This window comes from Mesorhizobium sp. M0048 (assembly GCF_040323405.1).
Classification (GTDB): Bacteria; Pseudomonadota; Alphaproteobacteria; order Rhizobiales; family Rhizobiaceae; genus Mesorhizobium.
The window spans coordinates 24381-48348 of sequence record NZ_JAMYUV010000003.1; the positions used below are offsets into that span (position 1 = coordinate 24381).

Genomic DNA, 23968 nt, shown 5'->3' on the forward strand with positions numbered 1-23968 from the left:
GGAGATGGTCTCATGCTTGGCAGAGTCCTGACACAAGCGGCAGTCCTTACAGCCGGGGCGCTTCTGTTTGCCGCGACGGCCGACGCCCGGCCGGACAGCCGCGCGATGACATGCGAACAGACGCAGCTTCTGATCCAGAGGCATCGCTCGGTGGTGCTGACCACCGGCCAGAACACCTACGACCGTTACGTCCGCCAATTCGGCAATGAATGCGACTGGCCGCAAGTGCCGCGCTCCGCGTATATCAAGACGCGTGATGGTCAATGTCTGGTCTATCGCTGCCAGGAGCCGGTCTTCGACCTCCCGAATTGAAAGCAGAGGCTCATCCGACCGTCTACCCGGATAGCGAGCGCAGTGCGAAAGGCAGTCGCTCATTCCTCGTCGAAAGGACCACCTTCGCGTGCGAGATCGCGTGAAATAACGCGTTCCTCAGTATCGTCCGGCAAGGCCTCGTCGCTGTCCTGGTAGGCGTTGTCGTCGTCCTCCTCCGGCAGTTCGCCGTCTTTCTCGACGTCGTAACGGATGTCGCCGTTTTGCGGCACGCCGTCTGGGAGAATTTTCCCGCTCCGGATGGCATCCCAGTCCTGCTGCTGGATCGTCGGGCTCTCGGTCTCGTCGTCGGTTCGTTCTTTCCTGCGCGGTTCCATCGCTGGTTCTCCATAATGTCGGCGGCCCTGAACTGGCTCAGTGGTTGAACTCATAAGTCTGGCGGCCGGTTCCGGGCCGCTGCGGTCCGGGCGCATTGCCGCACGACGGAACCAATCGCGCCTGCCCGCCTTCACATTCAGAAGATACTGGCGCGAAAGGAGCTCGACATGAGACCGCTCATTTTCTTGCCGTATATGCTAGGTGCGCTGCTGGCGGCGCCGGCGGCCGCGCAGCCGGGCGAACAGGCGCAATCCGACCGCTGCAAGGTTGAGCCGCAGGATCAGAAGAACCAGCAGCAGAAGCCGGCCGGCAGCAATTTGTCCGACACGCTCGAGCCATGCGGTGGGGTCCTGAAGCCGCCGCCAACGGGCGATCAGGGCATGGCGGCGCCACCGCCGAACGAGGGCAAGACCCCGGTGCTCAAGCCCGGCGAGGTGCCGCCACAACCGCCAAAGCAGTAGCCGCTTCATTTGCGGCCACAGGGGCTTGCCCATGGGCGGTAACGTCGCGCTGTACCGGCAGGTTTGTTGCCCTCTCTCAGGAACATTAGCTTGTCCTAAACGTTGTTTCAGACGCAGCCGATATCATCCCCCTCCGGTGTCGCTGCTGATCGGGAAACCGATCGGCCCGCGTCTTGCGACGCGGGCCACCGTAGCTCATTTGCAGTTCATTCGCCGCACCGCGCGGGCACTTCACCGCCATTCGATTAGCCGCCACTTACGGAACAACAAGGTGGCGTGGGCGTTTGCCTAGAGGGTTCGCCGCTTCGACCGGAAAGCCGCGTCGCAACTGTAAGGGCGAGGCCCGTAACAACAGGAGTAGACGATGAAAATCCACCTTGTTCCTGCTGCGGCGGGATTGGTGTTGCTCGCCGGCGTCGGCGTGGCCACCGCGGACCAGGTGATTGTCACGCCCGAACAGCAGACGGTCATCCGCGAATACGTCCATAAGCACCCGTTGGCGTCGATCAATCTTCTGGGCGTGGAGCTCAATATCGGTTCCACGGTGCCAGATACGGTCGAGCTGCAACCGATCGATGTTCCCGACGTGAAGTACAGATACGTCGTCGTCGGCAATCGCACCGTGCTCGTCGACCCAGGCACCCGCAAGATCGTGCACGTCATCGAGTGATCGGCGTTCCAAACCGCGAACCGGATTTGGAAAGGTCACGGTCTAAATTATCGAATAAGAGCTCCATCCCGAGCGATCGGGATGGAGCCGCTGTCGTCGCGAAACAAGGAAAGGAGCCATTCCCATGCTGCCGCATGTCGAGCGGGCCAACGTGGCCGCCGCCGTCGACAAACTGCTTGCTGAACGAGGCGATGGGCTGCTGTCGATGAAGGCGGCGATTGCACTGTTGCGCGAACGCACCGGAACCGAGCGCTCGGACGCCGACCTTGAAGGGCTGATCATCAAGAAGGCGGCGCTCCTCGGCGTCGCCGTCCTGTGTGACAGAGAGGTTCAATGACGGTGTTGCCTGGGGATCAAGACGCCGGTCGAAATTTCAGCTAGAACAAAGTTGCTTACGCATAAACCGACGGAGGCAACGGTGAGGGACAGACAGGAACGGATTCGCCAGCGTGCACACGCGATCTGGGAACGGGCAGGCAGGCCCGACGGGGCGCATCAGCAACATTGGGATCAGGCTACCGCCGAAATCGACGCAGAAATCGCCACGAAAGAGAAGACCGCCAGCCGGCCGAAGCCATCACCACGTCAGCCTAAGACGGCGCCCGCCGCCAAGGAGGAAACCAAATCCAAGGCGTGACCACGCAAAGCGTGAACTCGAGCGGATTTGATTCCATCGCTGGATCTCGCGGTTCGGCGCTTTGTACTTTCGTCCGCGGTCGGCAGCAGAGACAGTCCAGACAGGTCAAAAATGACGCAGCACGGTGAAGCAAACCCGCGCAGAGCGGATCTTATCGGCCCATTGTTCTATTGCCGAGGGGTCGGTTTGATGTTGTGGTTTGCAGATTAGGAATTCGCCTTTTCGGCCGCCGACCCGTTGCGATGTTCGTCTGTTGCGGCGCCGACCAGCTGACTCTCGCATCGCTTCAAACTTTCGGAAAATTTCAATATAAATTTCACGCGGCTGTTCTTTGAAAATACACCATGGGACCAGCAAGTTGATCGGCAAAGAAACCGATCTTCTTCCTTGCACTTAGGGCGTAATGCAACCGGCGAGTTCGCGGGTTGCTCAGCGAAACTACAGCAGGGAGAATGTTATGACCATCAACATCAAAACAATCACCGGTGCAGTGGCAGGCAGCGTAGCGCTTTTCATGCTCTCGATGCCCGTGAATGCAGCGGACGGAATTGCCGTTGGTGTTGGAACATCCATCGGCGGCAACGGCGGCATCAAAGCCGGCCTCGGCGCGACGGTTGGCGGTCGCGGCGGCATCAACGCCGGTGCCGGCGCAACGGTCGGGGGCAGCGGCGGCATCAAGGCAGGCCTCGGTGCCTTGGTGGGCGGCAGCGGCATTAACACCGGTGCCGGCGCAACGGTTGGGGGTTCGAGCGGCATTGCCGCGGGCGCCGGCGCGTCGGTCGGGGGCAGAAGCGGCATCAACGCTGGTGCCGGCGCAACGGTTGGCGGTTCGAGCGGCATTGCCGCCGACGCGGGGGTAGGTATCGGCAGCGGCGTTGTGGCTGGCGCGGGGGTCGGGGTCGGCAGCGGCATCAATGTCGGCGCCGGTGTCGGGATCGGTGGTACCAATCCGAGCAATCCGTCCAACCCGGGCAGCCCGCCCAATCCCAGCAATCCCAACTTGCCCCAGGTCGTTGCCGACATGTCGGGCGACAAGTTGGCCAGGATGAAGAAGCGCTGCGTCGACGTGCTGAGTAGCGAAGGCACTTACGATAGCGATCTGCGCCAATTGTGCCTGCTTATCGCGCGCCGCTAAGGCGAATACATCGGATGAAATGTCGGACCGGGCCGAAAGGCCTTCGTCCACCAGACCTCCAGCAGTCCAAAGCCCGCCATTGCGGCGGGCTTTTTTGCCGAGCACGTGGCGGCAGCATGGCTGGGCTCACAAGAGCACGCGCTTCAATGTGTTTGACGGCCAAGATCCGGCGAAACGGCCACCCCGCCTTCCAGGGCGTCCCAGCCCAATGCGGGGCTGCTTTGCATCAGCTGAGTGCACGCAAACTCCGCCAGATCGGCTTCCGCGAAGCCGTCGAACTCGATAGCTGCGCCTTGGAGCTGGGCTGCCTGCATGACGAGCCATTCGATGTCTTCGCGCGCAATATTCTCGGCGAGGTTTTGCAGTCGCACGGCTTCGGCGACAGCAGTCAGATTGATGGCAATCCCGGACCGCAATGTAGCTCGAATTCGGGAACCGACGTCTTCGTGCAGGCGAACCGAAAATCCGTAGCGCATGGAAAACCTTCCTTTCAGGGGCGGTTTGTCCCTCGTGTTCTACCATGCGCCCAGGGCTCGTGATTGGCAAGCGAAGACCCTTGAAAAATCGCTTCGTGTCAAATAGTTAGCGTATTTTGTTGATTGCCCATTTGATGCTTGATCCGCTTCATCGGACTTCTGCATGAGTCACACATCTGAAGGTCTTGACGTACTCTGCTCACGTACCTAATTCTACACAAAATCAGGAACATACTAACTCAGCTGCGCTTAGGCTGGTATGACTGGAGGCCGAGATGTCCGAACTGGAACGCCCGGAACGACTGCAGATCATGCTGACTGTCGATGAACTGGCGGCGTTGGAGAACTGGCGCTTCGAAAAGCACATGCCGAGCCGGTCGGCCGCGGTACGTGAGCTTTTGAGGCGAGGTCTCACAGCCGATGGTTTCCTGACGGCGGCGCATGGGACCAAGTCGCGCGACTTCGGCATCCTGCCGCATTCTGCAGATGGCGACCGCAGCACGGCCGACCGACCGTCGCAGAAGGAATAGCGCCGTTTCCGCCGTGGATCGCCCGCTCTCCGACCGTGCTTCGCGTCTCTCTCGCTTTGCGATGAGCTGTGAACGTCTGGTCTGCTGATCGCCGCGAAGTAGAAGAGATCCGAAGCTCTGTCTTGCCAGACGCTCCGCAATCAGGGAGTGCTTGATCGGCATAGTGCGGGCTCGGGAATTTGCCGATGACGCTGGAATTGACGGCCGGCGACCAGTCGATGCTGCATGGCGAGCAAGGCTCGGCAGCGGCTGCCGCCATGAAGATCCTGGTCGCCTTCGCGAAGGCGGTCGGCGCGCGCAAGTTGTTGAATATTGCCGGTGCCCATATCGACGGCTGCCTCTATCACGGCCAGGCTAGCCTCGATTTCGTCGAAAGGCTGATCGAGGGCGGCGGCCGCGTTCGGGTGCCGACGACGCTGAATGTCGGTTCGTTCGACCTCATCCATCCCGGATTGGTGAAGATGCCGATGTCGCAAGAAGCGCCGGCGCGTCGCTTGATGATGGCGCATCTGGACCTCGGCTGCCAGGCGACCTTCACCTGCGCACCCTATCAGACTCGATTCCGGCCAAGGTTCGGCGAGCAGATCGCCTGGGGTGAGTCCAACGCCATCGTCTTTGCCAATTCGGTGATCGGGGCGCGAACCAACCGTTATGGCGATTTCATCGATTTATGCTGCGCAATGACCGGACGCGCGCCGGCCTGGGGGCTGCATCTGAGTGAAAATCGACGAGGCCAGATCCTGTTCGAGCTGACTGGCGGTCTCGAGCCCAGCGACGCCCTGTTCGTGGGTGTCGGACTACTTGTCGGGCAAAAGAGCGGCGACCGCATTCCTGTCATATCAGGCCTGCCGCAGCCGCGCGACGAGGACCAACTGAAGGCGCTGGGGGCGGCGGCGGCAACGACGGGCGCTGTGGCGCTGTTTCATGCGGTCGGCATTACGCCGGAGGCGACGACGCTGGATGAGGCGTTGCACGGCCTGGTGCCGGAGGAAAAAATCCGGATCTCTAGCGCTGATGTCCGCCATGCGCTGGCCAGGCTGTCGAGCGTCCCCGACGGCGTGCAGCTTGCAGCCGTGTCGTTAGGCACGCCGCATTTCTCCCATGAAGAGTGGATGCGCCTGTTGCCGCTGCTGCGCGAAGTTGCGCCGGGCAGGGGCGTCCCGATCTATGTCAACACAGGGCGTGCCACGCTGACGCGACTGGAGGACGAAGGCGCACTGGCCGGCATGGAAGCCTTCGGCCTTGTCCCGGTCACCGACACCTGCACCTATGTCACGTCGATCCTCGAGCGTCTCGACGGCGTGGTGATGACCAATTCCGGCAAATGGGCGCATTACGCACCTGGCAATATCGGTGTCTCGGTGGCCTTCGGTGACATGGAAGACTGCGTCCGCTCGGCCGCGGCCGGCCGCGTCGTGCGAGGCGCGCCATGAAGGCGCCGGCCAGAACCGGTACATTCCACCTTGCCGGCTCCGCACAGGGCCCGGCGCTGGTGCTTTCGCAGGCGCTCAGCTTCTGGGGCGGGATCGATGTCGAAACGGGCGACATCATCGACCATTCGCATCCGGACCTGGGCGGCAATATCGCCGGCAGGATCCTGGTGATGCCGAGCGGGCGGGGGTCGTCGTCCTCGTCTTCGGTTCTGGCCGAAGCGATTCGCAGAGGGACGGGGCCGGCCGGCATTATCCTGGAGCGGCCGGACCCGATCCTTGCCATCGGCGCCATCGTTGCCGAATTCCTCTACGAAATCAGCATGCCGCTGGTCGTCTGCGACATATCAGGCATTGCCTCCGGCGACCGGATCGCTATCGGTCTGGGCGAAGATGCGCAAGCGATGGTGAGCAAGCTCTAGCCGGCCATCGTCCCGCCGCGCCCCGCCGCCAGGTCGACGCTGAAATCGAGATTGGCGTGGCCGTTGATGCGCCAGTTGGCAAAGACGTTGACCAGATCGAAGCCGTCATCGACGAGCGTCGGTTCGTCCGGTTTGCTGCGGTTGGTGCGCGTGATCTTGCCAACTCTGAGATATTGCGCGCCAACGGTAAGCTGGTCTTCCAGCATCCAGAAGCCGACGGTCGCCGCGAGCGGTCGAGCGGCGTGTTGTTCAGCGGCTGGCCGGAATAGAGCGCGCCCGCAAGATTCACGAAACCCCAGCCACTCACCTGGGTTCAGATCTCCGGGATGCTCTCCCTGAAGATCACTTGCAGCCTCGGCTGGTGCAGTTCGTAAGGCAAGCCCTTGACCGCGTGGATCAAGGTGTTGAGCGCCTCGCGGGCCTCGACGCGCGGGTTCTGGTCGATGACCGCGTCGAGCGTGCCGTCGAGCAAGAGCTCCTTGGTGCCTTCCGTCACCTCATGGCCGAGAAAGACCGTCGACAGCGCGCGCCCGCGTTCCTTCAGCGCGCGGGCGATGCCGGTGTTGCCAGCGCCGACATTGTAGACGGCGGCCAGGTCCGGGTGCCGGTCCAGCAGGGCGGAGGCCTCAGAGTAGGCTTTTTCCCGATCGTCGAGCATTTCGCGCATCTCGACGATCTGCAGATTGGGCGATTCTTCCGTCAGTATGTGGCGGAAGCCCATCTCGCGCTCTTCGTGGCCGCGGTAGGAGAGCGAACCGGCGAACAGCGCGACCTTGCCCGGACGCTCTGCGCCCATGAAGCGGTTGAGCAGGTAGCCGGCGAGCCGGCCGGCGGCGCGGTTGTCGATGCCGATATAGGCAACCCTCGGCACATGCAGGATGTCGGAAGCGAGGGTAACCACCTTGACGCCGCTGGCCGAAAGCGAGCGGATCGCCTCGCGCACCGTCGGATGGTCGAGCGCGATCACACCAACGCCTTGCGTCTGCCCGTGCAGTTCCTGCAGCAGACGGGCGAGCCGATCCGGATTGAAGCCTTCGATAGTGGCGACGCGGACGTCGAGGTCAGGCCGCGACTGCGCCTGCGCCTCGATCTGGCGGTGCAGCATCTTGATGAAGGAATTGGTGCCGGCGGGCAGGGCGAAATCGAGCCGTATGATCTCACCGCGCAGCGCGTTGAGCGAGCTCGGATTATTTGAATTTTCAGCGATATAGCCAAGCCGCTGTGCCGTTTCGAGCACGACCTCGCGAGTGCGCGCCCTGACCCCGGCGCGGTTGTTGAGCACACGGTCGACCGTAGCGGCGGAAACGCCGGCTTCCCGAGCTATGTCTGTCAGGGTGGACCGCACTGTCGATCACCTCATTCCAAAATGTGCCAAAGGCGCATCGAGATTACGCATTTCATAGGTCCGATGTCGAAGAGCGGCCGCATCGCCGCTCGCGATTCTGATGGGAAATGATGTAACCGGCCTTGGCCGATCCGCAAGTCGCTGCGCTAGATCAATTCCGAAGCGGACCAAAGCGGCGAGGTGGGCAGGCCTGGTTCCCTCAAATTCAAGCACCGGCTTCGGTGTGAGAGCCTTGATGAACGCCATTTTCCTCTCCCTTGAGATATTATGATGTGTCTTGATTATTTATGATGTTGACAGCCTTCGTGTGGTGCCGTCAATATCCATCATAAGGGCCGTGGAGGAACAAGGCCCTGAGGGAGGAGTTCCAATGTCGAATTTGATCCGCGTGTCGCGGCGCCGTTTGCTGGCGTCCGGTGGAAAGGCGGCAGTGCTTGTTGCCGCCGCAGGTATCGCGCCGAAATTCATTCGCCCAAGCCGTGCCTATGCGGCCGATGCCCTGGCGCCCGGCATGATCGGTGGCCCGACCGGCTTCGACGGCTCGGAGCGCTATCAGTATGGCGCCGACACACCCGAGGGCCGCGCCATCGAGGCAGCCAAGGCGATGAAGGGCGCCGGCAAGGCGCCGACGAAGATCGTGCTCGGCCTGTCCGACGGTTCGATCGGCCAACTGACGCAGCCGTTTCCGGCGGGCGCGCCGTCGATCAAGGATCTATGGGAGAAGGAAACCGGTATTCCGCTCGAGATCGTCGGTGTGCCCAACGGCCAGGAATTCACCAAGACGATGCAGGACATCTCCACCAAGGGTGGAGCCTACGACATCTACGCGGTCGAATGGAACCGTCTTGGCGACCTCGCCGAAACCGGCGGCATCCTCAAGCTCGACGACTTCGTTGCACAATATAAGCCGGAATGGGACGATCCCGAGCGTGGCTACGTCAACGGCGCCAAGGGCGTCTCGCTGCTCAACCAGTATCGCGGCTCGACCTACGGCGTGTCGCTGGATGGCGATTTCCAGACCTGGGTCTACCGCACCGATCTGTTCGGCGACGCAGCCGAGAAGAAGGCCTTCTCCGACAAATACGGGTATGAACTGGCGGCGCCGAAGACGTGGAAGCAGCATGACGAGATCGCAGCCTTCTTCCAGCGCCCGGACAAGGGCCTGTTCGGCTCGACCGATCTGCGCAACCAGGGCTGGGGCTACACCAACTGGTATCAGCGTTATGTCTCAATGGCTTCGCCCAATCAGTTTTTGTTCGACGATGCCGGCAAGCCGCTGATCAATTCGGAGCAAGGTATCGCGGCGACCAACGAGTACATTGCTTCGCTTTCGCACCATTCGCCGGATGCGATCTCCTGGGGTTGGCCGGAGCAGTACGGCAATTTCGCCAAGGGCGGTGCGGCCATGACCTGTGCCTTCTCCAACCTGCCGAAATTCCTCGACAATGCCGGCAACAAGGATTCAGCTGTCACTGGAAAGATCGGCTCGATGCTGCCGCCCGGCCGCGAGATCGACGGAAAACTGGTCAGCCGTTCGGTGCTGTGGCTCAATCTGTCGGCGTCGGTGTCCTCGCAAGCCAAGAATCCGGAAGCCTGCTACCTGTTCCTGCAGTGGCTGGGTTCAAGTCGCATCTACGCCTGGATGACCGCTAATCCGGGCGGCTATTTCGATCCGTTCCGGCTGTCGGATTTCTCCGATCCGCTGGTTCGCCAGACCTATCACGCCTATCACATGGACGTGGTGCGCGAGACGGTCGCCCGCACCGTGCCCACCATCAACTATCCCGGCGCCACCGCCTTCCACAACGCGCTGGACGAGAACCTCGTCGCCGCGTTGACCAAGGCCAAGACAGCCGAGCAGGCGATGGCCGACACCGAGGCCGAGTGGAAGAAGATTGCCCGCCGGACCGGCGAGGAGAAGCTTCTCGAAGCCATCAAGACCAACAAGGAGGCCTGGCCGACCGTCCTCGATCCGATCGCCTGATCCTTCCAAGGATCCTACCAAGAAGGGGAGGAGCGGTCGCTCTTCCCCTCGGCAACGAAGGACCCAGCAAAGCCGCAAGATGAAGCGTTCAGTTCCTTTCGAGATATTCCGCTATGCCGCGATCCTTGCGGCGATGGCGGTGACGCTGGTGCCGATCCTGTGGATGGTGTCGATGGCGTTCAAGCCGATCGCCGAATGGTCGGCGACCGGCGCCGACCTGACATGGTGGCCGAAGAACCCGACACTCAGCAATTTCCGCTTCGTCTTCGGTGAGTCGACCAACAATCTGATCGTCGCCCTCGACCGCACAGCTTTGAAGCCGATCCTGTCGTCGCTGCTGTCGGCCACATTCGGTACGGCAATCGCCATGTCGGCGGGCACCGCGGCGGCCTACGGGCTGTCGCGCTTCGGCTCGGGCCAGAACCTGCCGCTGGCGCTGATCCAGCTTCGCCTGTTTCCGCCAATGGCGGTCATGACCCCGGTGATGATCATGTGGGCCTTCCTCAATTTCACCGACAGCTGGTGGGGGCTGTCGTTGATCTACGGCATCGTCACGCTGCCTTTCGCCTTCTGGCTGATGAAGACCTTCTTCGACGACATGCCGCGCGAGATCGAGGAGGCGGCACTGGTCGAGGGCTGTTCGCGGTGGCGCGTCTTCACGCGCATCACGCTGCCGATGATGCGCGCGCCGCTGGCCAGTGCCGCGCTGTTCGTCTTCATCCTCAACTGGTCGGACTATCTGATTGCGCTGCTTCTGACGACGCGCGAATGGGTGACGGTCCCCGTCTACATGGCCTCGCTGTCCTCCTCGATGACCGGCCAACTCTACGGCGCCAAGGCAGCGCTCGGCCTGATAGCCGCAGTGCCGCCTGTCATCATGGGCATCGCCATCCAGCGCCATCTGGTGCGCGGGCTGACCTTCGGGGCGCTCAAGCAATGAGCGCGGTGACTGCGACGATTTCGGAGGGCGACATGCAAGCCTCCAAAGCGGCGTCGGTGCTGCCGGACGAGGGCGCAAAGCTCGGCTTTCGGCTGACGCTGCCGGCGCAGATCCTGGTGCTGTTCATCGCCGTCTTTCCGCTCCTGATGCAGCTCTACATCAGCCTGACCGACTGGTCGCCGCTGTCGGGCACCGGCTGGTGGAACGCCTGGTCGATGTGGAACAGTTTCGCCAACTACACCGATCTTGCCGCCGATGCGCGCTTCTGGAGTGCGCTGAAGCGCACGGCCATCGTCATGATCGTCTGCGTGCCGGCGGAGTTCCTGCTCGGCTTGGCGCTCGCGACACTGTTTGCGGACGAGTTCCCCGGCAAGCGGATCTTCTACTCGATCCTCTTGATGCCGATGATGGTGGTGCCGGCGGTGGCCGGCTACATGTTCTTCATGCTGTTTCAGTCGGGCGGCCCGGTCAACGACATCCTGTCGGCGATCTCAGGCTTTCCCGTCACCATCGCCTGGCTGTCGGACCCGACGCTGGCGCTCATCGCCGTCATGGTCGCCGATATCTGGCAGTGGACGCCGCTGATGTTCCTGATCCTGCTTGCCGGCCTGGTCGGCGTGCCTGAGGACCAGATCAAGGCGGCGACGCTGCTCGGTGCCAACCCCTGGCAGCGATTCATCACCATCGTGCTGCCGAAGATGAAGACGATCATCATCATCGCGCTGGCGATCAGGGTGATCGAGAACTTCAAGATCTTCGACACGCTCTACATCATGACCGGCGGCGGTCCTGGCGTCGCTACCGAAACCATCTCCGTTTACATCTACAAGCTCACCACCCAGGACCTGATCTGGGGCTATGTGGCGGCAATCGCGCTGGCCATATTGATCGTGCTGTCCATCGCCGCGGTGTTTGCCATGAAACGCATGGCTCGGGTACGCGAGGTGGCGGCCTGATGAGCACCATCCATCTGCAGAACCTGGTCAAGAAATTTGGCGATTTCACCGCGCTGAAGACGATGGATCTGGCCATTGCCGATGGCGAGTTCATGGCGCTGCTGGGGCCGTCCGGCTGCGGCAAGTCGACGACGATGAACATGATCGCCGGCATGGAAGAGCCTACCAGCGGCAAGATCCTGTTCGGCGAGCGCGACATGGCCGGCGTGCCGATGGGGCGGCGCGGCGTCGGCTTCGTCTTCCAGAACTATGCGATCTTCACTCATATGAGCGTGCGGCAGAACCTCGCCTACGGGCCGAAAATGCGCGGCGCACCAAAGGCCGAGATCGGCCGCCGTGTCGGCGCCATTGCCGAGATGCTGCAACTGACGCCGCTGCTCGACCGCAAGGCGGACAGACTGTCGGTCAACATATTGCAGCGGGTGGCGATCGGCCGTTCGGCGATCATGGAGCCGGCGATCTTCCTGCTCGACGAGCCGCTGTCCAATGTCGATGCCGCCTTCCGGGCGGTGATGCGGACCGAACTGAAGCAGTTGCAGCGGCAGTTCCGGCAGACCATGGTCTACGTCACCCACGATCAGCTTGAAGCAATGACCATGGCCGACCGCATCGCGGTGATGGACCACGGCGTGCTGCAGCAGGTCGGCACGCCGCTCGAGGTCTATAACAATCCGGCCAATGTCTTCGTCGCCCGCTTTATCGGCGCGCCGGGCATGAACCTGCTCAAGGGCAGGCCGGCGGAAAGCGACCGTGGTCTGGTCATCGATCTCGGCCCGCTCGGCGTGACACCGCCGCTGCCGGTCGAGATCGCCGATGCCGTACGCAGGATGCGCGGCGAGGTGTTTTATGGCTTTCGACCGGAGCAGGTGACGCTGGCTGAAGGTGGCCGTGGCCTGTCCATGCCGGTGAGTTTCGTCGAGCGGATCGGCGCGCGCACCATCATCCACCTTGGCGACGGCGAGACTGCGGTGAAGGCGGTGTTCGACAATGATGTCGGGCTGGCGATCGGGCAGACAGCTGTCGTCGCGCCGGCGGCGGAGGCGGTGCGCGTCTTCGACGCCGCCACCGGTCTTGCATTGAGAGCAGGTTGAGATGGCCGATATCGTTTTCCATAATGTGACAAAACGCTACGGCAACACGCTCGCCGTCGACGACGCCTCGTTCACTGTCAACGACAATGAGTTCTTCTGCTTCTTCGGGCCGCCGCTGTCGGGCAAGTCGACGATACTGCGTCTGGTGCTCGGGCTGGAAACCCCGGACGCGGGCGAGATCCTGATCGGCGGAAAGCCGGTCAACACGGTGTCGCCGGCCGAGCGCAACGTCGCCATGGTGTTCCAGAATTTGGCGCTGTTTCCGCATATGAGCGCGCGCGCCAACATCCGCTTTCCGCTGGTCGAACGCCGGGTCGCCGAAGCCGAGATCGAAAAGCGCGTCGCCGACGTCGCGGCCAAGCTGCATATCGGCCATATCCTGCACAAGCCGCCGGCACAGCTTTCAGGCGGCGAGCGGCAGCGCGTGGCGATCGCCCGTGCGCTGGTGCGCGACCCGGCCGCCTATCTGATGGACGACCCGATTTCGGCGCTCGACGCCCGGCTGCGCGAGGAAACGCGGGTCGAGCTGAAGCGCATCCAGCGCGAGCTCGGCAAGACGCTGATCTATGTCACGCACGACCAGGAAGAAGCGATGTCGGTCGCCGACCGAATGGCCATTCTGGAGAACGGCAAGATCAGGCAGATCGGCGCGCCGGCCGAGATCTATGACCGGCCAGCCAGCACCTATGTGGCGCGGCTGCTCGGGTCGCCGATGATGAACATATTGAAGTCGGTGCACGGCGCCGAAGGCGTGGAGGCGGCGGAAGGCACGATCCGCATCGCGGATACCGGCGCCCCGGCCGATGCCGTGGAAATTGGACTCAGGCCGGAAGACATCAAGGTCAAGGCCTGGTCGGAGGGGGGCGCGGGCCGCCCGGCGCGAGTGTTCGAGGTCGAGCCGCTCGGCGGCTACACCGTTGTGACGCTCGCCGCCGGGCAGGCGCGTCTGCGGGCGCTGTTGCGCGGCCAGCCAGACATCAGGCCGGACGCGATGGTGGCGATATCCTGCGAGCCCGGCAGGGTGCATTATTTCGGACAGAGCGGGGGAGCGCTGGCAAGATGACGGCGGCGGCAAGGAACGAGCTTCGGGAGGAACATATGGCAAGCCAAGAAATGGCGGGCAACGGCTTCGAGCCGGACGTCGAAGTCCGTACCAGGGAATACAGGATCGGCTGCGTCGGCGCCGGCATGATCATGGCCGAATGTCACCTTGCCGCCTACAAGGAAGCCGGTTTCCCCGTGGTGGCGATTGCCTCGCGGACCAAGGCCAGCGCCGAGAAGGTCGCCAAACGCTGGGATATCCCAACCGTCCATGACACGCCGGAACAGCTCATCGAGGACAAGAACGTCGAGATCATCGACCTTGCCTTTCCGCCCGACCAGCAGCCGGCGCTGATCCGCCATGCTCTGAAGCAGGCACATATCAAGGCGATCCTGGCGCAGAAGCCATTGGCGCTGTCCCTTGAAGAGGCCGTCAAACTTCGCGACGAGGCGGCCAAGGCAGGCAAGATCCTCTCGGTCAACCAGAACATGCGTTACGACCAGTCGATGCGCGTCTTGAAGCAGGTCATCGATAGCGGCGCGCTCGGCGACATCGTTTTCGCCCAGATCGACATGCATGCGATCCCGCACTGGCAGAGCTTCCTCGAGGACTATGACCGGCTGACGCTCGCCAATATGAGCGTCCATCATCTCGACGTACTGCGCTTCCTGTTCGGCGATCCCCTGGAGATCACCACCCTGACCCGCAGGGACCCGCGCACCCGCTTCGACCATTCGGACGGCATCACCGTGTCGACGATCAAGTTCCCGTCCGGCGTGCTCGCCGTATCGCTGGAGGATGTCTGGTCCGGGCCGCGCCAGGAGGGCTACAAGGACGACCAGCACATCAATTGGCGCGTCGACGGCACCAAGGGCGTCGCCAAGGGTACCATCGGCTGGCCGACTGGCGCTGCCTCGACGCTGACCTACGCCTCGACCGAGACCACCGGTGGTGAATGGGCGACACCCAGCTGGGACACGATGTGGTTCCCGCATGCCTTCATCGGCGTCATGGAGCAGCTCCAGCACGCGGTCAAGACGGGCGAGCCGCCGGCGCTGTCGGTCGCCGACAACGTCAAGACTATGGCGCTGGTCGAAGCCGGCTATCGTTCGATCGACAAGGGCCGGACAGTCAAACTTTCCGAAATATCAACTGACTGAATTACTTACAGGGAGGACTTCACACCATGATGCAGGCAGGTATTTTCACGGGTTATTTCCCGTATAGCCTCAAGGAAACCGCGCAGAAGATCCGTGCGCTCGATTTCAACACCGTGCAGCTCGACCTGCATTTCAAGGACATAGATCTGTCGGCCGGGCAGATCACCAGGGACAAGGCCAAGACCGTCCGCGATACGTTTCGCGATCACAATCTGCCGATCTGCTGCGTATCGGGCTACACCAACATCATCCATCCGGATATGGGCGAGCGCGAGAGGCGCGTCGGCTATTTGAAGGAGATCATCCGCAACGCACGCCATTTCGGCACCCCTTACGTGATCTCGGAAACCGGTACCTACAACACCGAGTCCGACTGGGTGCATCACCCGAAGAACAAGACCGAGGAAGGTTTTGAGGAATGCCGCAAGGTCATCGCCGACCTTGCCCAGACCGCCTATGACCACGGCGCGGTCTTCCTGCTCGAAACCTATGTCAACAATGTCGTCGGCTCGGTCGAAGAGACGGTGAGGATGTTCGCGCAGGTCGACCACCCAGGCCTCGGCCTGCTGATGGACCCGACCAACTATTTCGAAACGCACAACATCGACAGGATGGACCAGATCCTGAACCAGGTGTTCGACACATTGGCCGACAAGATCAAGATTGCCCACGCCAAGGACGTCAAGCGTTCCGGCGGCGACAAGTCGGAAAAACACGCAGACATCGGCGACGAGGACGCGCTGGAGAGCCACACCTTCCGCGGCGTCGGCGAGATCGAGCTGCCGGCCCCCGGCCTCGGTTCGCTGAATTACGACCTCTATCTCAAGCGGCTGGCCGAAAAGCATCCAAACATCCCGGTCATCATCGAGCATCTTTCGGAAGACGACGTGCCCCGTGCCAAGAAATTCCTCGACGGAAAATTCCGCGCCAACGGACTGTGATGGCGCGGTTCGGCTACGAAACAAGGGAGGAAGAGAAATGTTGAAATTCGCGTTGAAAATCGCTGCCGCGGCGACGGTTCTCGCCGGTGTGGCGCTGGGTACACCGGCGCTGGCGCAGGACGCCCAGAAGACGTTCTACCTGCTGTCGCATGGCGGCCCGTCGGATGCCTTCTGGATCGACTGGAATGCCGGCGCGACCAAGGCCTGCGACCAGCTCAAGGTGACCTGCAAGATCTCGTTCAGCGGCGGCGACATGGCGGCGCAGAAGGAGGCCTTCAACTCGGCCCTTGCCGCCAAACCGGACGGCATCGCCACCACCTCGGCGCAGCCCGGCCTGTGGACCGAGGAGGTCAAGGCAGCCAAGGCGGCCGGCATCCCGATCGTGTTCTTCAATACCGACGATCCGGCAACCGGCCGGCAGGCCTATGTCGGCGCCGACCTTAAGGAAGCCGGTGTCATCTGGGCGAAATATCTGGTCGACCACAAGATGGTGAAGCAGGGCGACAAAGTGTTCCTGCCGGTCGAAGTGCCGGGCGCCAGCTACCAGCAGCTCGAGACCGAAGGCATCGCCAGCGTCTTCGATCCGCTCGGCATCAAATATGATGTGGTCGATTGCGGCACCGATCCGGCCGGCATCATCGCCAAGATGACCGACTACATGGTCGCCAACAACCCGCCGGCGATCATCGCGCTCGGCGATTCCGTCGCGGCCAGCGTCAAGCGGGTGTTCGACGGCGCCGGCGTGCCGGCCGGCAAGATTCCGGTCGTCGGCTGGGGCAATTCGAAGGAAACCGCCGAGTCAGTGAAGTCTGGGTTCATCAACGCGGCTGCCTGGCAGTTCCCGTCAGCGCAGGGCTTCATGCCGGTGGCGCTGCTCGGGTTGGCCGCCGCGGGCGAACCGATCGGCTACGACATTCACACGTTCAGCCTCTACGACGCCTCGAGCGTCGAACCGATCCTGAAACTCTACAACAAATGATTGAAACTGACGCTCGCCGCGCAGGCGGCGAGCGTCACCCTGGCGTATGGTTCGAACTGTCATGACAATTGCCGCAGAAGAGGAAATGCCGCGTGCCAAACGCAGGTCGAGCCTGATGCGCTCGCCGCAGTTCTCTTCGCTCGTCATCCTGATTGTCCTGCTGGCGGTGTTCGCGATCGCCGACGCGAATTTCCTGTCGCCGCTCAACATCTCCAACATGATGGCGTTCCTGCCCGAGCTCGGCATCATCGCACTCGGCATGACGCTGCTTCTGACGGCGGGCGAGTTCGACCTTTCGGTCGGTGCCGTGTTCGGGCTGGCGCCGGTCGTCGTCATGCTGCTGGTGCAGAACGGCGGGTTTGATATTGGCGTCGCGCTGTTGGCCGGCCTGCTGCTCTGCATAGCGATCGGTGCGATCAACGGCCTGATCGTCACCAAGATCGGGATCTCGTCCTTCCTGGTGACACTGTCGATGCTGCTCGTCGTGCGTGGGGCAGCGCTTTACATCACCCAAGGCTTTCCGCTGAAATCCTGGAACCAGCCAGGCTTCTTCGTGACGCTGCTGGCCGGCAGCTTCAATATCGGAACGTTCCGTTTCTATACCTCGCTGTGGTGGTTCATCGGCCTGTCGCTATTGGCGATCTATGTGCTGCACTACGCCAAGCTCGGCAACTGGATCAGCGCTATCGGCTCGAACCGTAACGCCGCCGTAGCGCGCGGTGTGCCGGCCGATGCGGTCAAGATCTGGCTGTTCATCCTGACCTCGGTGCTGGCCGGTCTCGCCGGCATGATCAGCGCCTTCCGCATCTCTGCCGCCTCGCCGGTGGCAGGCACCGGGTACGAGCTCGAAGTGATCGCCATGGTGGTGGTTGGCGGCACCGCGCTGACCGGTGGACGCGGCACCATTTTAGGCACCATCGTCGGCGCGCTGATGCTGCGCAGCATCCGCAACGGCATCGTGCTGATCGGCGTGCCCGGGCTCGCCTACAACATCTTCGTCGGCGTCATCATCCTTGCCATGCTCATCCTGCACGCTTTGCTGCAGAAGAACGCCGCCAGGAGCTGACCATGGAAGTGCTTCGGCTGCAGAATTTGCAAAAATCCTTCGGCAGCGTCCGCGCCCTGAAGAACGCGTCCTTCGCGCTCAACGAGGGCGAAGTGGTGGCCTTGCTCGGTGACAACGGCGCCGGCAAATCGACGCTGATCAAGGCGATCTCGGGCGTGTTTCCGGTCGATCGCGGCGAGATCTATGTGCGCGGCCAGAAGGTCTCCATCCGCTCGACGCGCGATGCGATGGATCTCGGCATCGAGACCATCCACCAGGACACCTCGCTGGCTCCCGATCTCAGCATTGCGCGCAATCTTTTCCTCGGCCGCGAGCCGGTCAATCTCAAATGGCTTGGCGTGTTCGCGCCGCTCGATCTCGCTCGATTGCGCGATGCTGCGTCGGCTCTATTGAAGCGCGTCGGCATCTCGAAGAAACTCGACGCCGATGCGCTGGTCAGCACGCTGTCAGGCGGCGAGCGTCAGTCGATCGCCATCTCGCGCGCCATGCAGTTCGCCGCCAAGGTCATCATCCTCGACGAGCCGACCAACAATCTCGGCGTCGAGGAAACGCACGGCGTGCTGCGCTTCGTCAAGGAAGTGCGCGACGCCGGTCACTCGGTGCTTTTGATCACCCACAACATCCATCACGTCTTCCAGGTCGCCGATCGCATCATCGTCATGCGCCGCGGCGAGATCGTCGCCGAGCAGACGGTCGCCGATACCGATCTGCTGACCGTGGAAAGCATCATCACCGGTGCCGACATATCGGCCCTGCTCAAGGAGACGAGAGCGAAGTGAAGGACCGGAGCAAAGTGAAAGAACTGGCCGTCACATGGTAGAGCTTTACGGCAAGACGCTGTCGCGCCGGCAGGTCTCGGAACGCTCGGGCATGCTGTCGCAGTTCGCCGGCGTGCGGCTGATGACGCTTGGCGACGGCGTCGAGCGCGGCATCCGCATGCTCGAATTCCGCACCGGCTCCGGCCTGCGCTTCACCGCGCTGGTCGACCGGGCGCTCGATATCGCCGATTGCGACTTCAGGGGCCAGGCGATCGGCTGGCACTCGCCGAGCGGTTTTCGCCATCCCGGCCTGCACGAATATGAAGGCGAGGAGGGATTGGCGTGGGCGCGGTCGTTTTCCGGCCTTCTGCTGACCTGCGGCCTCGACCATATATTGTTCATGAACGAGGTATCCGCCGACACCTACAACTACCCGCCGAAGAAGACGGTACGCCATTCGCTGCACGGCCGTGTCAGCACCATTCCAGCGCGGCTGACCGGCTATGGCGAGACCTGGGACGGCGACCGCTGCGTGTTGTGGGCCGAAGGCATCGTCCAGCAATCGACTGTATTCGGCGAGGATCTGCACCTGCTGCGGCGGATCGAGGCCGATGTCGGCGGCAACGAGATCCGGCTTTCGGACCGTGTCGTCAATCACGGTTTCAACCGTACGCCGCATATGTATTTCTACCACATCAATGTCAGTCATCCGGTGCTCGACGAGGGATCGCGCTACCTGGCGCCGATCCGCGACGTCGTCTGGGCCGGGCATGCCGGCGAGCGCTATGAAGCGCAGAAGGTCGGCTACCGCACGGTGCCGGCGCCGCAACCGGGATTCAAGGAACAGGTCTGGCAGCATGAACTCGGCGCCGACAGCACCGGCGAAGTCCCGGTGGCGGTGGTCAACGACAGGCTCGGCCTTGGCTTCGAGGTGGTCACGCGCAAGGACCAGTTGCCTTGCGCCTATGAATGGCAGAATTTCCAGGCCGGGCAGTACGCGCTGGGCATCGAGCCGTCGACGCATCATGTGCTGGGCAATCTGGCGGCGCGCGAACGCGGCGAGATGATCTGGCTGGAGCATGGCGAGAGCCGCTCCTACGATGCGGCGTTCCGGGTCCTCGACGGCGCCGGCGAGATCGCCGCCGCCGAAAGCCGGATCGCTGCAATCGCCAGGCAGCCGCAGCAGGATTATCCGCAGCCGTCGGGCCGTTTTCCTGTTCTTGGAGGCAGGTCGTGATAATGGCGAAGACGATACGGGACACCAGTTGGGAGGCTGGTTCCGGCCGGAGCGGGGAGGGTTGGCGGCCGATCGGGAATTGGAGGTCACAATGGCTGGCACGGTAAAGCGCGATTACAGCCTGGTCGGCGAAAGCACGCGCAGGGCGATCGAGACGGGACTGGCCTCGGCGGAGTGGTACCACACGGATGTCCCCCGCAAGGCGATCAAGGAGTTGATGCAGCGCTCGGACGGCCCGGCGATCCGCGACACGATCATCTGGATCGTCGCCATCCTCGGCTCCGCAGCTGGCGCCATCTTTTTCTGGGGTACCTGGTGGTGCGTGCCGTTCTTCTTCGTCTACGGCGTGCTCTACGGCTCGTCCAGCGACTCGCGCTGGCACGAATGCGGCCATGGCACTGCCTTCCGCACGCGCTGGATGAACGATGTCGTCTACCAGATCGCCAGCTTCATGCTGATGCGCAACCCGGTGACCTGGCGCTGGAGCCATGCCCGCCACCACACCGACACCATCATCGTCGGGCGCGACGCCGAGATCGCCGTGATGCGCCCGCCGGACCTTTTGCGTGCGGCGCTGGCTTTCACCGGCATCCTCGATTTTCGCTATTCGCTTCCGGCACTGGTACGCCAGGCGTTCGGCAAGCTGACGCCCGACGAGAAAAGCTACGTTCCCGAGATGGAACAGCACAAGGCCGTCATCGCGGCGCGCTGGCATATTGCCATCTACATCGCCACGATAGCACTCGCCCTTTTCATGCGGTCGTGGATACCGGTGGTGCTCATCGGCGTGCCGCGCCTCTACGGCACCTGGCACATGGTGATGACCGGCCTGCTGCAGCATATCGGTCTGGCCGACAACGTCGTCGATCACCGGCTCAACACCAGGACCGTATACATGAACCCGATCAGCCGGTTTATCTACTGGAACATGAATTATCACGTCGAGCATCACATGTTTCCGATGGTGCCTTACCACGCGCTGCCCAGGCTGCACGAACTGATCAAGCACGATCTGCCGGAGCCGAACCCGTCGATATGGCATGCCTATCGCGAGGTCTGGCCTGTCCTGCTCAGGCAGCTCAAGTACGAGGATTATTTCCTCAAGCGCGAACTGCCGCCAACGGCCAGGCCCTATCGTGGCGAGTTCCACGAAGTGAACATGTCGGCGGCGGCTGAATAGGCACCGCAGCAGCGCAACGCAGAAATTTCGGGAGAAGCAGAGATGGCCGATTGGGTCGAAGCGTGCGCCGTGGACGATGTCGACGAGGAAGACGTCATCCGCTTCGACCATGGCGGCCGCACCTTCGCGATCTACCGTTCGCCGGACGATCAATTCTTCGCCACCGACGGGTTTTGTACGCATGAGAAGGCGCATCTGGCCGACGGGCTTGTGATGGACGACATCATCGAATGCCCAAAGCACAATGGCCGCTTCAATTACAAAACCGGCCAGGCCAAAGGGGCTCCCGTCTGTGTCAATCTGCAGACCTATCCCGTCAAGGTGGAAGCTGGCAAGGTGATGATCCAGATCGCCTGACCGGCCTTCTGTCACGTAGCAAAGGGGACCAGAATCCATGAGCCGGAAAAGACCGACCGTCGCAGACCTGCGTGCCATGAAGGGCAAGCGGCAGCTGACGATGCTGCGCGTGCTGACGATGGACGAGGCCGAGGCCGCCGAACGCGCCGGCGTCGATATCGTCTCGGTGCCGCCGGAGCTCGTGCTCAATCCGCAATACCGCGATGCGGCACCCAGCCTGTTCACCATGCCGGGCGAGAATTTCTTCGAGATCGGCACAGCAGATGATTTCGTCCGCTGGGCGTTTCGGCTCTACAAGGCCAGCGCCGATGCGGTCTATGCAGCGCCGGCTACGCCACCATCAAGCGGATGGCCGACGATGCCATTCCGGTAATCGGCCATGTCGGTCTCATCCCGTCACGCGCCACCTGGACTGGCGGCTTCAAGGCCGTCGGCAAGACCGCCGATACCGCCATGCAGGTGTTCGACGCGGTGAAGCAACTGGAGGCCGCCGGCGCGATCGGCGCCGAGATCGAGGTGGTGCCGGTCGAGGTGGCCAAGGCGATTTCGGAGCGGACGTCGCTGATCATGCTGTCGATGGGGGCGGGCACCGGCTGCGATGCGCAATACCTGTTCGCCGACGACATCCTCGGCCAGAACCGTGGCCACATGCCGCGCCATTCCAAGGTCTATCGCAATTTCGCCGCCGAATACGATCGCCTGCAGGCCGAACGCGTCGCTGCCTTCTCCGAATATGTCGCCGATGTGAACAGCCTGGCCTATCCCGAAGACAGGCACGTCGTGCACATGGACCCGGACCAGCTCAGCCTGTTTATGGAGAAGATCGAAGCCGCATGAGACACGCCGCCTGCGGCGCGAAGCGCCATCGCGGATCGTAAAAAGCCGGTTCGGCGCCAGGGCCAGGTCATCGCTTGGCCGGCTGCGATGCCACACGAAAGTTTGTTGGACCAGGTCTGGACGGCACCGGCCAGATGCTGTTGAAACCGGTGCGTCATCGGTTTGCCGGACAATTGCGCGGTTGCTGATGGAGCGGGTGAAAATTCCCCTTCGGACAGTTCTGCGCATGACCGCCATTCCCGAAAACAAAGCCTTGCCGGAAACCGCGACGGCGCGGCAAGCCCGGCGGGTGGCGCTGATCGTCGCCGTCGCCTTTTTCATGCAGCTTCTGGATTCGACCATCATCTCGACCTCGCTGCCGCAGATGGGAGAATCCTTCGGCGTGGCGGCGGTGGCGATGAGCATCGGCATCACCGTCTATATGCTGACCATGGCGGTGTTCGTGCCGCTGTCCGGCTGGCTCGCCGACCGTTTTGGCGCGCGCAACATCTTCCTCGTTGCGATCGCCCTGTTTACATTGGCCTCGCTCGTTTGCGGCATCTCGCAGAACCTGGCCGAGTTCGTTGCCGCCCGCGCGGTGCAGGGCCTGGGCAGCGCGCTGATGACGCCGGTCGGCCGCATCCTGGTGCTGCGCAATGCGCCGAAATCCGAGCTTCTCAACGCCACGGCGCTGATCACCTGGCCGGCGCTGTTTGCGCCGGTGGTCGGGCCGGTGCTTGGCGGCTTCATCACCACTTATTTCTCCTGGCACTGGAATTTCTTCATCAACATCCCGCTTGGGGTTGCCGGTTTGGCGCTGGTCGCCCGCTTTATTCCCGGCGACCGCGAAGCCGGAGCCAAGCCGCTCGACTGGCCGGGCTTCCTGCTGACCTCGGTGGGGCTCGCCTCGATGCTCTACGGCCTCGAGCGCATCGCGCATCCGCAAGACGGTGCCTTGCCAACCGTGGCACTGCTCGGCACGGGCATTTTGGTCGGCTGGCTGGCTGTGCGGCATCTGCGACGCGCCAACCATCCGCTGCTCGATCTCACAGCTTTCAAGGTGCAGACCTTCGCCATCTCGACGCTGTCGGCCGGCACGATTTTCCGGATCGCCATCAACGCCACGCCGTTCCTGCTGCCGCTTTTGTTCCAGGTCGGCTTCGGACTGAGCCCAATCGATGCGGGCGTGATGATCCTGGCCTATTTCTTCGGCAATCTCGGCATGAAGGCGGTGACGACGCCGACGCTGAGGCGCTTCGGCTTCCGTTCGGTGCTGATCGTCAACGGGGTGATCGCCTCCTTGTCGATCATGGCCTGCGCGGCGCTTTCGCCGCAGACGCCGCAAGCGTTGGTGGTGGTCCTGATGCTGATCGCCGGACTGTCGCGTTCGATGCAGTTTACCGCGCTCAACACACTGGCCTTCGCCGATGTGGCCTCACCGCAGCGCAGCTCGGCGGCGACATTGTCCAGCATGCTGCAACAGGTGGCGATGCTGTTCGGCGTGGCGGTGGCGGCGGCACTGCTCAACCTGTCGCAGATCGCCAGGGGCGCTGCGGCGCTCGATCTGATCGACTTCCGACTTGCCTTCCTGGCGATCGGCGCAATCGGGCTCGTCGCCTCGTGTCGCTTCCTGGCGTTGCCGAACGCTGCCGGCGCCGAGGTCTCGGGCCATGTTTTGCGGAGCTGAAATCGGCCGCAGTTGTCCGT

General features: G+C 62.6%; 28 protein-coding genes and 1 pseudogene. 24 read left to right on the plus strand and 5 right to left on the minus strand.

The features are described from left to right. The first annotated feature begins 12 nt into the window (after positions 1–12). On the plus strand, positions 13–312 hold the full coding sequence (locus NKJ84_RS04295) for a hypothetical protein (protein ID WP_254820498.1): 300 nt from the start codon (positions 13–15) through the stop codon (positions 310–312). A gap of 59 nt (positions 313–371) precedes the next feature. On the opposite strand, the gene NKJ84_RS04300 is transcribed toward NKJ84_RS04295, so the two are convergent. Next, complete coding sequence (locus NKJ84_RS04300; protein WP_352505492.1) at positions 372–647, minus strand: hypothetical protein; 276 nt, start codon at positions 645–647, stop codon at positions 372–374. Between the two features lie 168 nt (positions 648–815). Here NKJ84_RS04300 and NKJ84_RS04305 point away from each other — a divergent pair, with 168 nt between their 5' ends. From NKJ84_RS04305 to NKJ84_RS04325, 5 genes are all read left to right on the plus strand, one after another. Beyond that, complete coding sequence (locus tag NKJ84_RS04305; RefSeq protein WP_352505493.1) at positions 816–1109, plus strand: hypothetical protein; 294 nt, start codon at positions 816–818, stop codon at positions 1107–1109. Between the two features lie 364 nt (positions 1110–1473). Further along, positions 1474–1779: a DUF1236 domain-containing protein gene (locus NKJ84_RS04310; protein WP_352475486.1), complete on the plus strand. Its 306-nt coding sequence runs from the start codon at positions 1474–1476 to the stop codon at positions 1777–1779. A 124-nt stretch (positions 1780–1903) separates the two neighbouring features. Further along, the gene (locus NKJ84_RS04315; RefSeq protein ID WP_254820502.1) at positions 1904–2116 is read left to right on the plus strand and encodes a hypothetical protein; all 213 of its coding nucleotides are present in this window, start codon (positions 1904–1906) and stop codon (positions 2114–2116) included. 81 nt (positions 2117–2197) lie between these two features. Beyond that, positions 2198–2416, plus strand: coding sequence for a DUF2934 domain-containing protein (locus NKJ84_RS04320; RefSeq protein WP_352505494.1), 219 nt, complete (start codon positions 2198–2200; stop codon positions 2414–2416). Between the two features lie 457 nt (positions 2417–2873). Further along, positions 2874–3551 carry a hypothetical protein gene (locus NKJ84_RS04325; RefSeq protein ID WP_352505495.1) on the plus strand — a complete coding sequence of 226 codons (678 nt, stop codon included), beginning with the start codon at positions 2874–2876 and terminating at the stop codon, positions 3549–3551. A 143-nt stretch (positions 3552–3694) separates the two neighbouring features. Here the strand turns inward: NKJ84_RS04325 and NKJ84_RS04330 are convergent, their stop codons facing one another. Next, positions 3695–4027, minus strand: a complete 333-nt coding sequence (locus tag NKJ84_RS04330) for a hypothetical protein (protein WP_352505496.1) — start codon at positions 4025–4027, stop codon at positions 3695–3697. A 275-nt stretch (positions 4028–4302) separates the two neighbouring features. Between NKJ84_RS04330 and NKJ84_RS04335 the strand changes: the two genes are divergently transcribed. The 3 genes from NKJ84_RS04335 to NKJ84_RS04345 all read left to right on the plus strand — a co-directional run bounded on the left by NKJ84_RS04335 (position 4303) and on the right by NKJ84_RS04345 (position 6409). Next, complete coding sequence (locus NKJ84_RS04335) at positions 4303–4557, plus strand: hypothetical protein (RefSeq protein ID WP_352505497.1); 255 nt, start codon at positions 4303–4305, stop codon at positions 4555–4557. A gap of 185 nt (positions 4558–4742) precedes the next feature. Continuing rightward, positions 4743–5990, plus strand: a complete 1248-nt coding sequence (locus NKJ84_RS04340) for an aconitase X (protein ID WP_352505498.1) — start codon at positions 4743–4745, stop codon at positions 5988–5990. Continuing rightward, positions 5987–6409, plus strand: a complete 423-nt coding sequence (locus tag NKJ84_RS04345) for an aconitase X swivel domain-containing protein (protein WP_352505499.1) — start codon at positions 5987–5989, stop codon at positions 6407–6409. Before NKJ84_RS04340 ends, NKJ84_RS04345 begins: the two co-directional genes overlap by 4 nt. Here the strand turns inward: NKJ84_RS04345 and NKJ84_RS04350 are convergent. The 3 genes from NKJ84_RS04350 to NKJ84_RS04360 form a co-directional block, all read right to left on the minus strand. Further along, complete coding sequence (locus NKJ84_RS04350; RefSeq protein ID WP_352505500.1) at positions 6406–6615, minus strand: hypothetical protein; 210 nt, start codon at positions 6613–6615, stop codon at positions 6406–6408. The two genes, NKJ84_RS04345 and NKJ84_RS04350, sit on opposite strands and share 4 nt — an antisense overlap. Positions 6616–6722: 107 nt before the next feature. Next, entirely contained in the window at positions 6723–7754 is a 1032-nt protein-coding gene (locus NKJ84_RS04355) for a LacI family DNA-binding transcriptional regulator (RefSeq protein ID WP_352505501.1), read from the minus strand. Between the two features lie 6 nt (positions 7755–7760). Further along, entirely contained in the window at positions 7761–8000 is a 240-nt protein-coding gene (locus tag NKJ84_RS04360) for a hypothetical protein (protein WP_352505502.1), read from the minus strand. 124 nt (positions 8001–8124) lie between these two features. Between NKJ84_RS04360 and NKJ84_RS04365 the strand changes: the two genes are divergently transcribed. The 15 genes and pseudogenes from NKJ84_RS04365 to NKJ84_RS04435 all read left to right on the plus strand — a co-directional run bounded on the left by NKJ84_RS04365 (position 8125) and on the right by NKJ84_RS04435 (position 23948). Beyond that, on the plus strand, positions 8125–9738 hold the full coding sequence (locus tag NKJ84_RS04365; protein ID WP_352505503.1) for an extracellular solute-binding protein: 1614 nt from the start codon (positions 8125–8127) through the stop codon (positions 9736–9738). A 79-nt stretch (positions 9739–9817) separates the two neighbouring features. Next, the gene (locus NKJ84_RS04370; protein ID WP_254820511.1) at positions 9818–10678 is read left to right on the plus strand and encodes a carbohydrate ABC transporter permease; all 861 of its coding nucleotides are present in this window, start codon (positions 9818–9820) and stop codon (positions 10676–10678) included. Next, positions 10675–11634 (plus strand): carbohydrate ABC transporter permease, encoded by a 960-nt coding sequence (locus NKJ84_RS04375; protein WP_352505504.1) that lies wholly within the window; start codon positions 10675–10677, stop codon positions 11632–11634. The genes NKJ84_RS04370 and NKJ84_RS04375 overlap by 4 nt, the downstream gene beginning before the upstream one ends. Next, positions 11634–12725: an ABC transporter ATP-binding protein gene (locus NKJ84_RS04380; protein ID WP_352505506.1), complete on the plus strand. Its 1092-nt coding sequence runs from the start codon at positions 11634–11636 to the stop codon at positions 12723–12725. Before NKJ84_RS04375 ends, NKJ84_RS04380 begins: the two co-directional genes overlap by 1 nt. Before the next feature lies 1 nt (position 12726). Continuing rightward, complete coding sequence (locus NKJ84_RS04385; protein ID WP_352505507.1) at positions 12727–13788, plus strand: ABC transporter ATP-binding protein; 1062 nt, start codon at positions 12727–12729, stop codon at positions 13786–13788. Between the two features lie 50 nt (positions 13789–13838). Continuing rightward, on the plus strand, positions 13839–14927 hold the full coding sequence (locus NKJ84_RS04390; protein WP_352505662.1) for a Gfo/Idh/MocA family protein: 1089 nt from the start codon (positions 13839–13841) through the stop codon (positions 14925–14927). Positions 14928–14953: 26 nt separating this feature from the next. Then, entirely contained in the window at positions 14954–15868 is a 915-nt protein-coding gene (locus NKJ84_RS04395; protein WP_352505508.1) for a sugar phosphate isomerase/epimerase family protein, read from the plus strand. A 37-nt stretch (positions 15869–15905) separates the two neighbouring features. Continuing rightward, a complete protein-coding gene (locus NKJ84_RS04400) occupies positions 15906–16847 on the plus strand; it encodes a sugar ABC transporter substrate-binding protein (protein ID WP_023675781.1) in 942 nt (313 codons plus the stop codon). 61 nt (positions 16848–16908) lie between these two features. Beyond that, positions 16909–17913 (plus strand): ABC transporter permease, encoded by a 1005-nt coding sequence (locus tag NKJ84_RS04405; protein ID WP_245274659.1) that lies wholly within the window; start codon positions 16909–16911, stop codon positions 17911–17913. Next, the gene (locus NKJ84_RS04410; RefSeq protein ID WP_352505663.1) at positions 17910–18692 is read left to right on the plus strand and encodes an ATP-binding cassette domain-containing protein; all 783 of its coding nucleotides are present in this window, start codon (positions 17910–17912) and stop codon (positions 18690–18692) included. The genes NKJ84_RS04405 and NKJ84_RS04410 overlap by 4 nt, the downstream gene beginning before the upstream one ends. Positions 18693–18726: 34 nt before the next feature. Further along, on the plus strand, positions 18727–19908 hold the full coding sequence (locus NKJ84_RS04415; protein WP_352505510.1) for an aldose 1-epimerase family protein: 1182 nt from the start codon (positions 18727–18729) through the stop codon (positions 19906–19908). Positions 19909–19999: 91 nt separating this feature from the next. Next, a complete protein-coding gene (locus NKJ84_RS04420; protein WP_352505511.1) occupies positions 20000–21088 on the plus strand; it encodes a fatty acid desaturase family protein in 1089 nt (362 codons plus the stop codon). Between the two features lie 42 nt (positions 21089–21130). Then, positions 21131–21445: a MocE family 2Fe-2S type ferredoxin gene (locus NKJ84_RS04425; protein ID WP_352505512.1), complete on the plus strand. Its 315-nt coding sequence runs from the start codon at positions 21131–21133 to the stop codon at positions 21443–21445. Positions 21446–21482: 37 nt separating this feature from the next. Then, positions 21483–22282, plus strand: a pseudogene (locus NKJ84_RS04430) (3-methyl-2-oxobutanoate hydroxymethyltransferase). 226 nt (positions 22283–22508) lie between these two features. Continuing rightward, complete coding sequence (locus NKJ84_RS04435) at positions 22509–23948, plus strand: DHA2 family efflux MFS transporter permease subunit (protein ID WP_352505664.1); 1440 nt, start codon at positions 22509–22511, stop codon at positions 23946–23948. Positions 23949–23968: the final 20 nt, after the last annotated feature.

What these genes read in the sequence shown, in the direction of transcription:
- NKJ84_RS04370 (WP_254820511.1), top strand. Translation starts at nt 9,818, where the DNA reads ATGAAGCGTTCAGTTCCTTTCGAGATATTCCGCTATGCCGCGATCCTT.
- NKJ84_RS04435 (WP_352505664.1), top strand. Translation starts at nt 22,509, where the DNA reads ATGACCGCCATTCCCGAAAACAAAGCCTTGCCGGAAACCGCGACGGCG.
- NKJ84_RS04405 (WP_245274659.1), top strand. Translation starts at nt 16,909, where the DNA reads ATGACAATTGCCGCAGAAGAGGAAATGCCGCGTGCCAAACGCAGGTCG.
- NKJ84_RS04340 (WP_352505498.1), top strand. Translation starts at nt 4,743, where the DNA reads ATGACGCTGGAATTGACGGCCGGCGACCAGTCGATGCTGCATGGCGAG.
- NKJ84_RS04400 (WP_023675781.1), top strand. Translation starts at nt 15,906, where the DNA reads ATGTTGAAATTCGCGTTGAAAATCGCTGCCGCGGCGACGGTTCTCGCC.
- NKJ84_RS04300 (WP_352505492.1), bottom strand. Translation starts at nt 647, where the DNA reads ATGGAACCGCGCAGGAAAGAACGAACCGACGACGAGACCGAGAGCCCG.
- NKJ84_RS04325 (WP_352505495.1), top strand. Translation starts at nt 2,874, where the DNA reads ATGACCATCAACATCAAAACAATCACCGGTGCAGTGGCAGGCAGCGTA.
- NKJ84_RS04350 (WP_352505500.1), bottom strand. Translation starts at nt 6,615, where the DNA reads ATGCTGGAAGACCAGCTTACCGTTGGCGCGCAATATCTCAGAGTTGGC.
- NKJ84_RS04380 (WP_352505506.1), top strand. Translation starts at nt 11,634, where the DNA reads ATGAGCACCATCCATCTGCAGAACCTGGTCAAGAAATTTGGCGATTTC.
- NKJ84_RS04315 (WP_254820502.1), top strand. Translation starts at nt 1,904, where the DNA reads ATGCTGCCGCATGTCGAGCGGGCCAACGTGGCCGCCGCCGTCGACAAA.
- NKJ84_RS04345 (WP_352505499.1), top strand. Translation starts at nt 5,987, where the DNA reads ATGAAGGCGCCGGCCAGAACCGGTACATTCCACCTTGCCGGCTCCGCA.
- NKJ84_RS04305 (WP_352505493.1), top strand. Translation starts at nt 816, where the DNA reads ATGAGACCGCTCATTTTCTTGCCGTATATGCTAGGTGCGCTGCTGGCG.
- NKJ84_RS04310 (WP_352475486.1), top strand. Translation starts at nt 1,474, where the DNA reads ATGAAAATCCACCTTGTTCCTGCTGCGGCGGGATTGGTGTTGCTCGCC.
- NKJ84_RS04360 (WP_352505502.1), bottom strand. Translation starts at nt 8,000, where the DNA reads ATGGCGTTCATCAAGGCTCTCACACCGAAGCCGGTGCTTGAATTTGAG.
- NKJ84_RS04295 (WP_254820498.1), top strand. Translation starts at nt 13, where the DNA reads ATGCTTGGCAGAGTCCTGACACAAGCGGCAGTCCTTACAGCCGGGGCG.
- NKJ84_RS04330 (WP_352505496.1), bottom strand. Translation starts at nt 4,027, where the DNA reads ATGCGCTACGGATTTTCGGTTCGCCTGCACGAAGACGTCGGTTCCCGA.
- NKJ84_RS04395 (WP_352505508.1), top strand. Translation starts at nt 14,954, where the DNA reads ATGATGCAGGCAGGTATTTTCACGGGTTATTTCCCGTATAGCCTCAAG.
- NKJ84_RS04420 (WP_352505511.1), top strand. Translation starts at nt 20,000, where the DNA reads ATGGCTGGCACGGTAAAGCGCGATTACAGCCTGGTCGGCGAAAGCACG.
- NKJ84_RS04375 (WP_352505504.1), top strand. Translation starts at nt 10,675, where the DNA reads ATGAGCGCGGTGACTGCGACGATTTCGGAGGGCGACATGCAAGCCTCC.
- NKJ84_RS04425 (WP_352505512.1), top strand. Translation starts at nt 21,131, where the DNA reads ATGGCCGATTGGGTCGAAGCGTGCGCCGTGGACGATGTCGACGAGGAA.
- NKJ84_RS04415 (WP_352505510.1), top strand. Translation starts at nt 18,727, where the DNA reads ATGGTAGAGCTTTACGGCAAGACGCTGTCGCGCCGGCAGGTCTCGGAA.
- NKJ84_RS04385 (WP_352505507.1), top strand. Translation starts at nt 12,727, where the DNA reads ATGGCCGATATCGTTTTCCATAATGTGACAAAACGCTACGGCAACACG.
- NKJ84_RS04335 (WP_352505497.1), top strand. Translation starts at nt 4,303, where the DNA reads ATGTCCGAACTGGAACGCCCGGAACGACTGCAGATCATGCTGACTGTC.
- NKJ84_RS04365 (WP_352505503.1), top strand. Translation starts at nt 8,125, where the DNA reads ATGTCGAATTTGATCCGCGTGTCGCGGCGCCGTTTGCTGGCGTCCGGT.
- NKJ84_RS04390 (WP_352505662.1), top strand. Translation starts at nt 13,839, where the DNA reads ATGGCGGGCAACGGCTTCGAGCCGGACGTCGAAGTCCGTACCAGGGAA.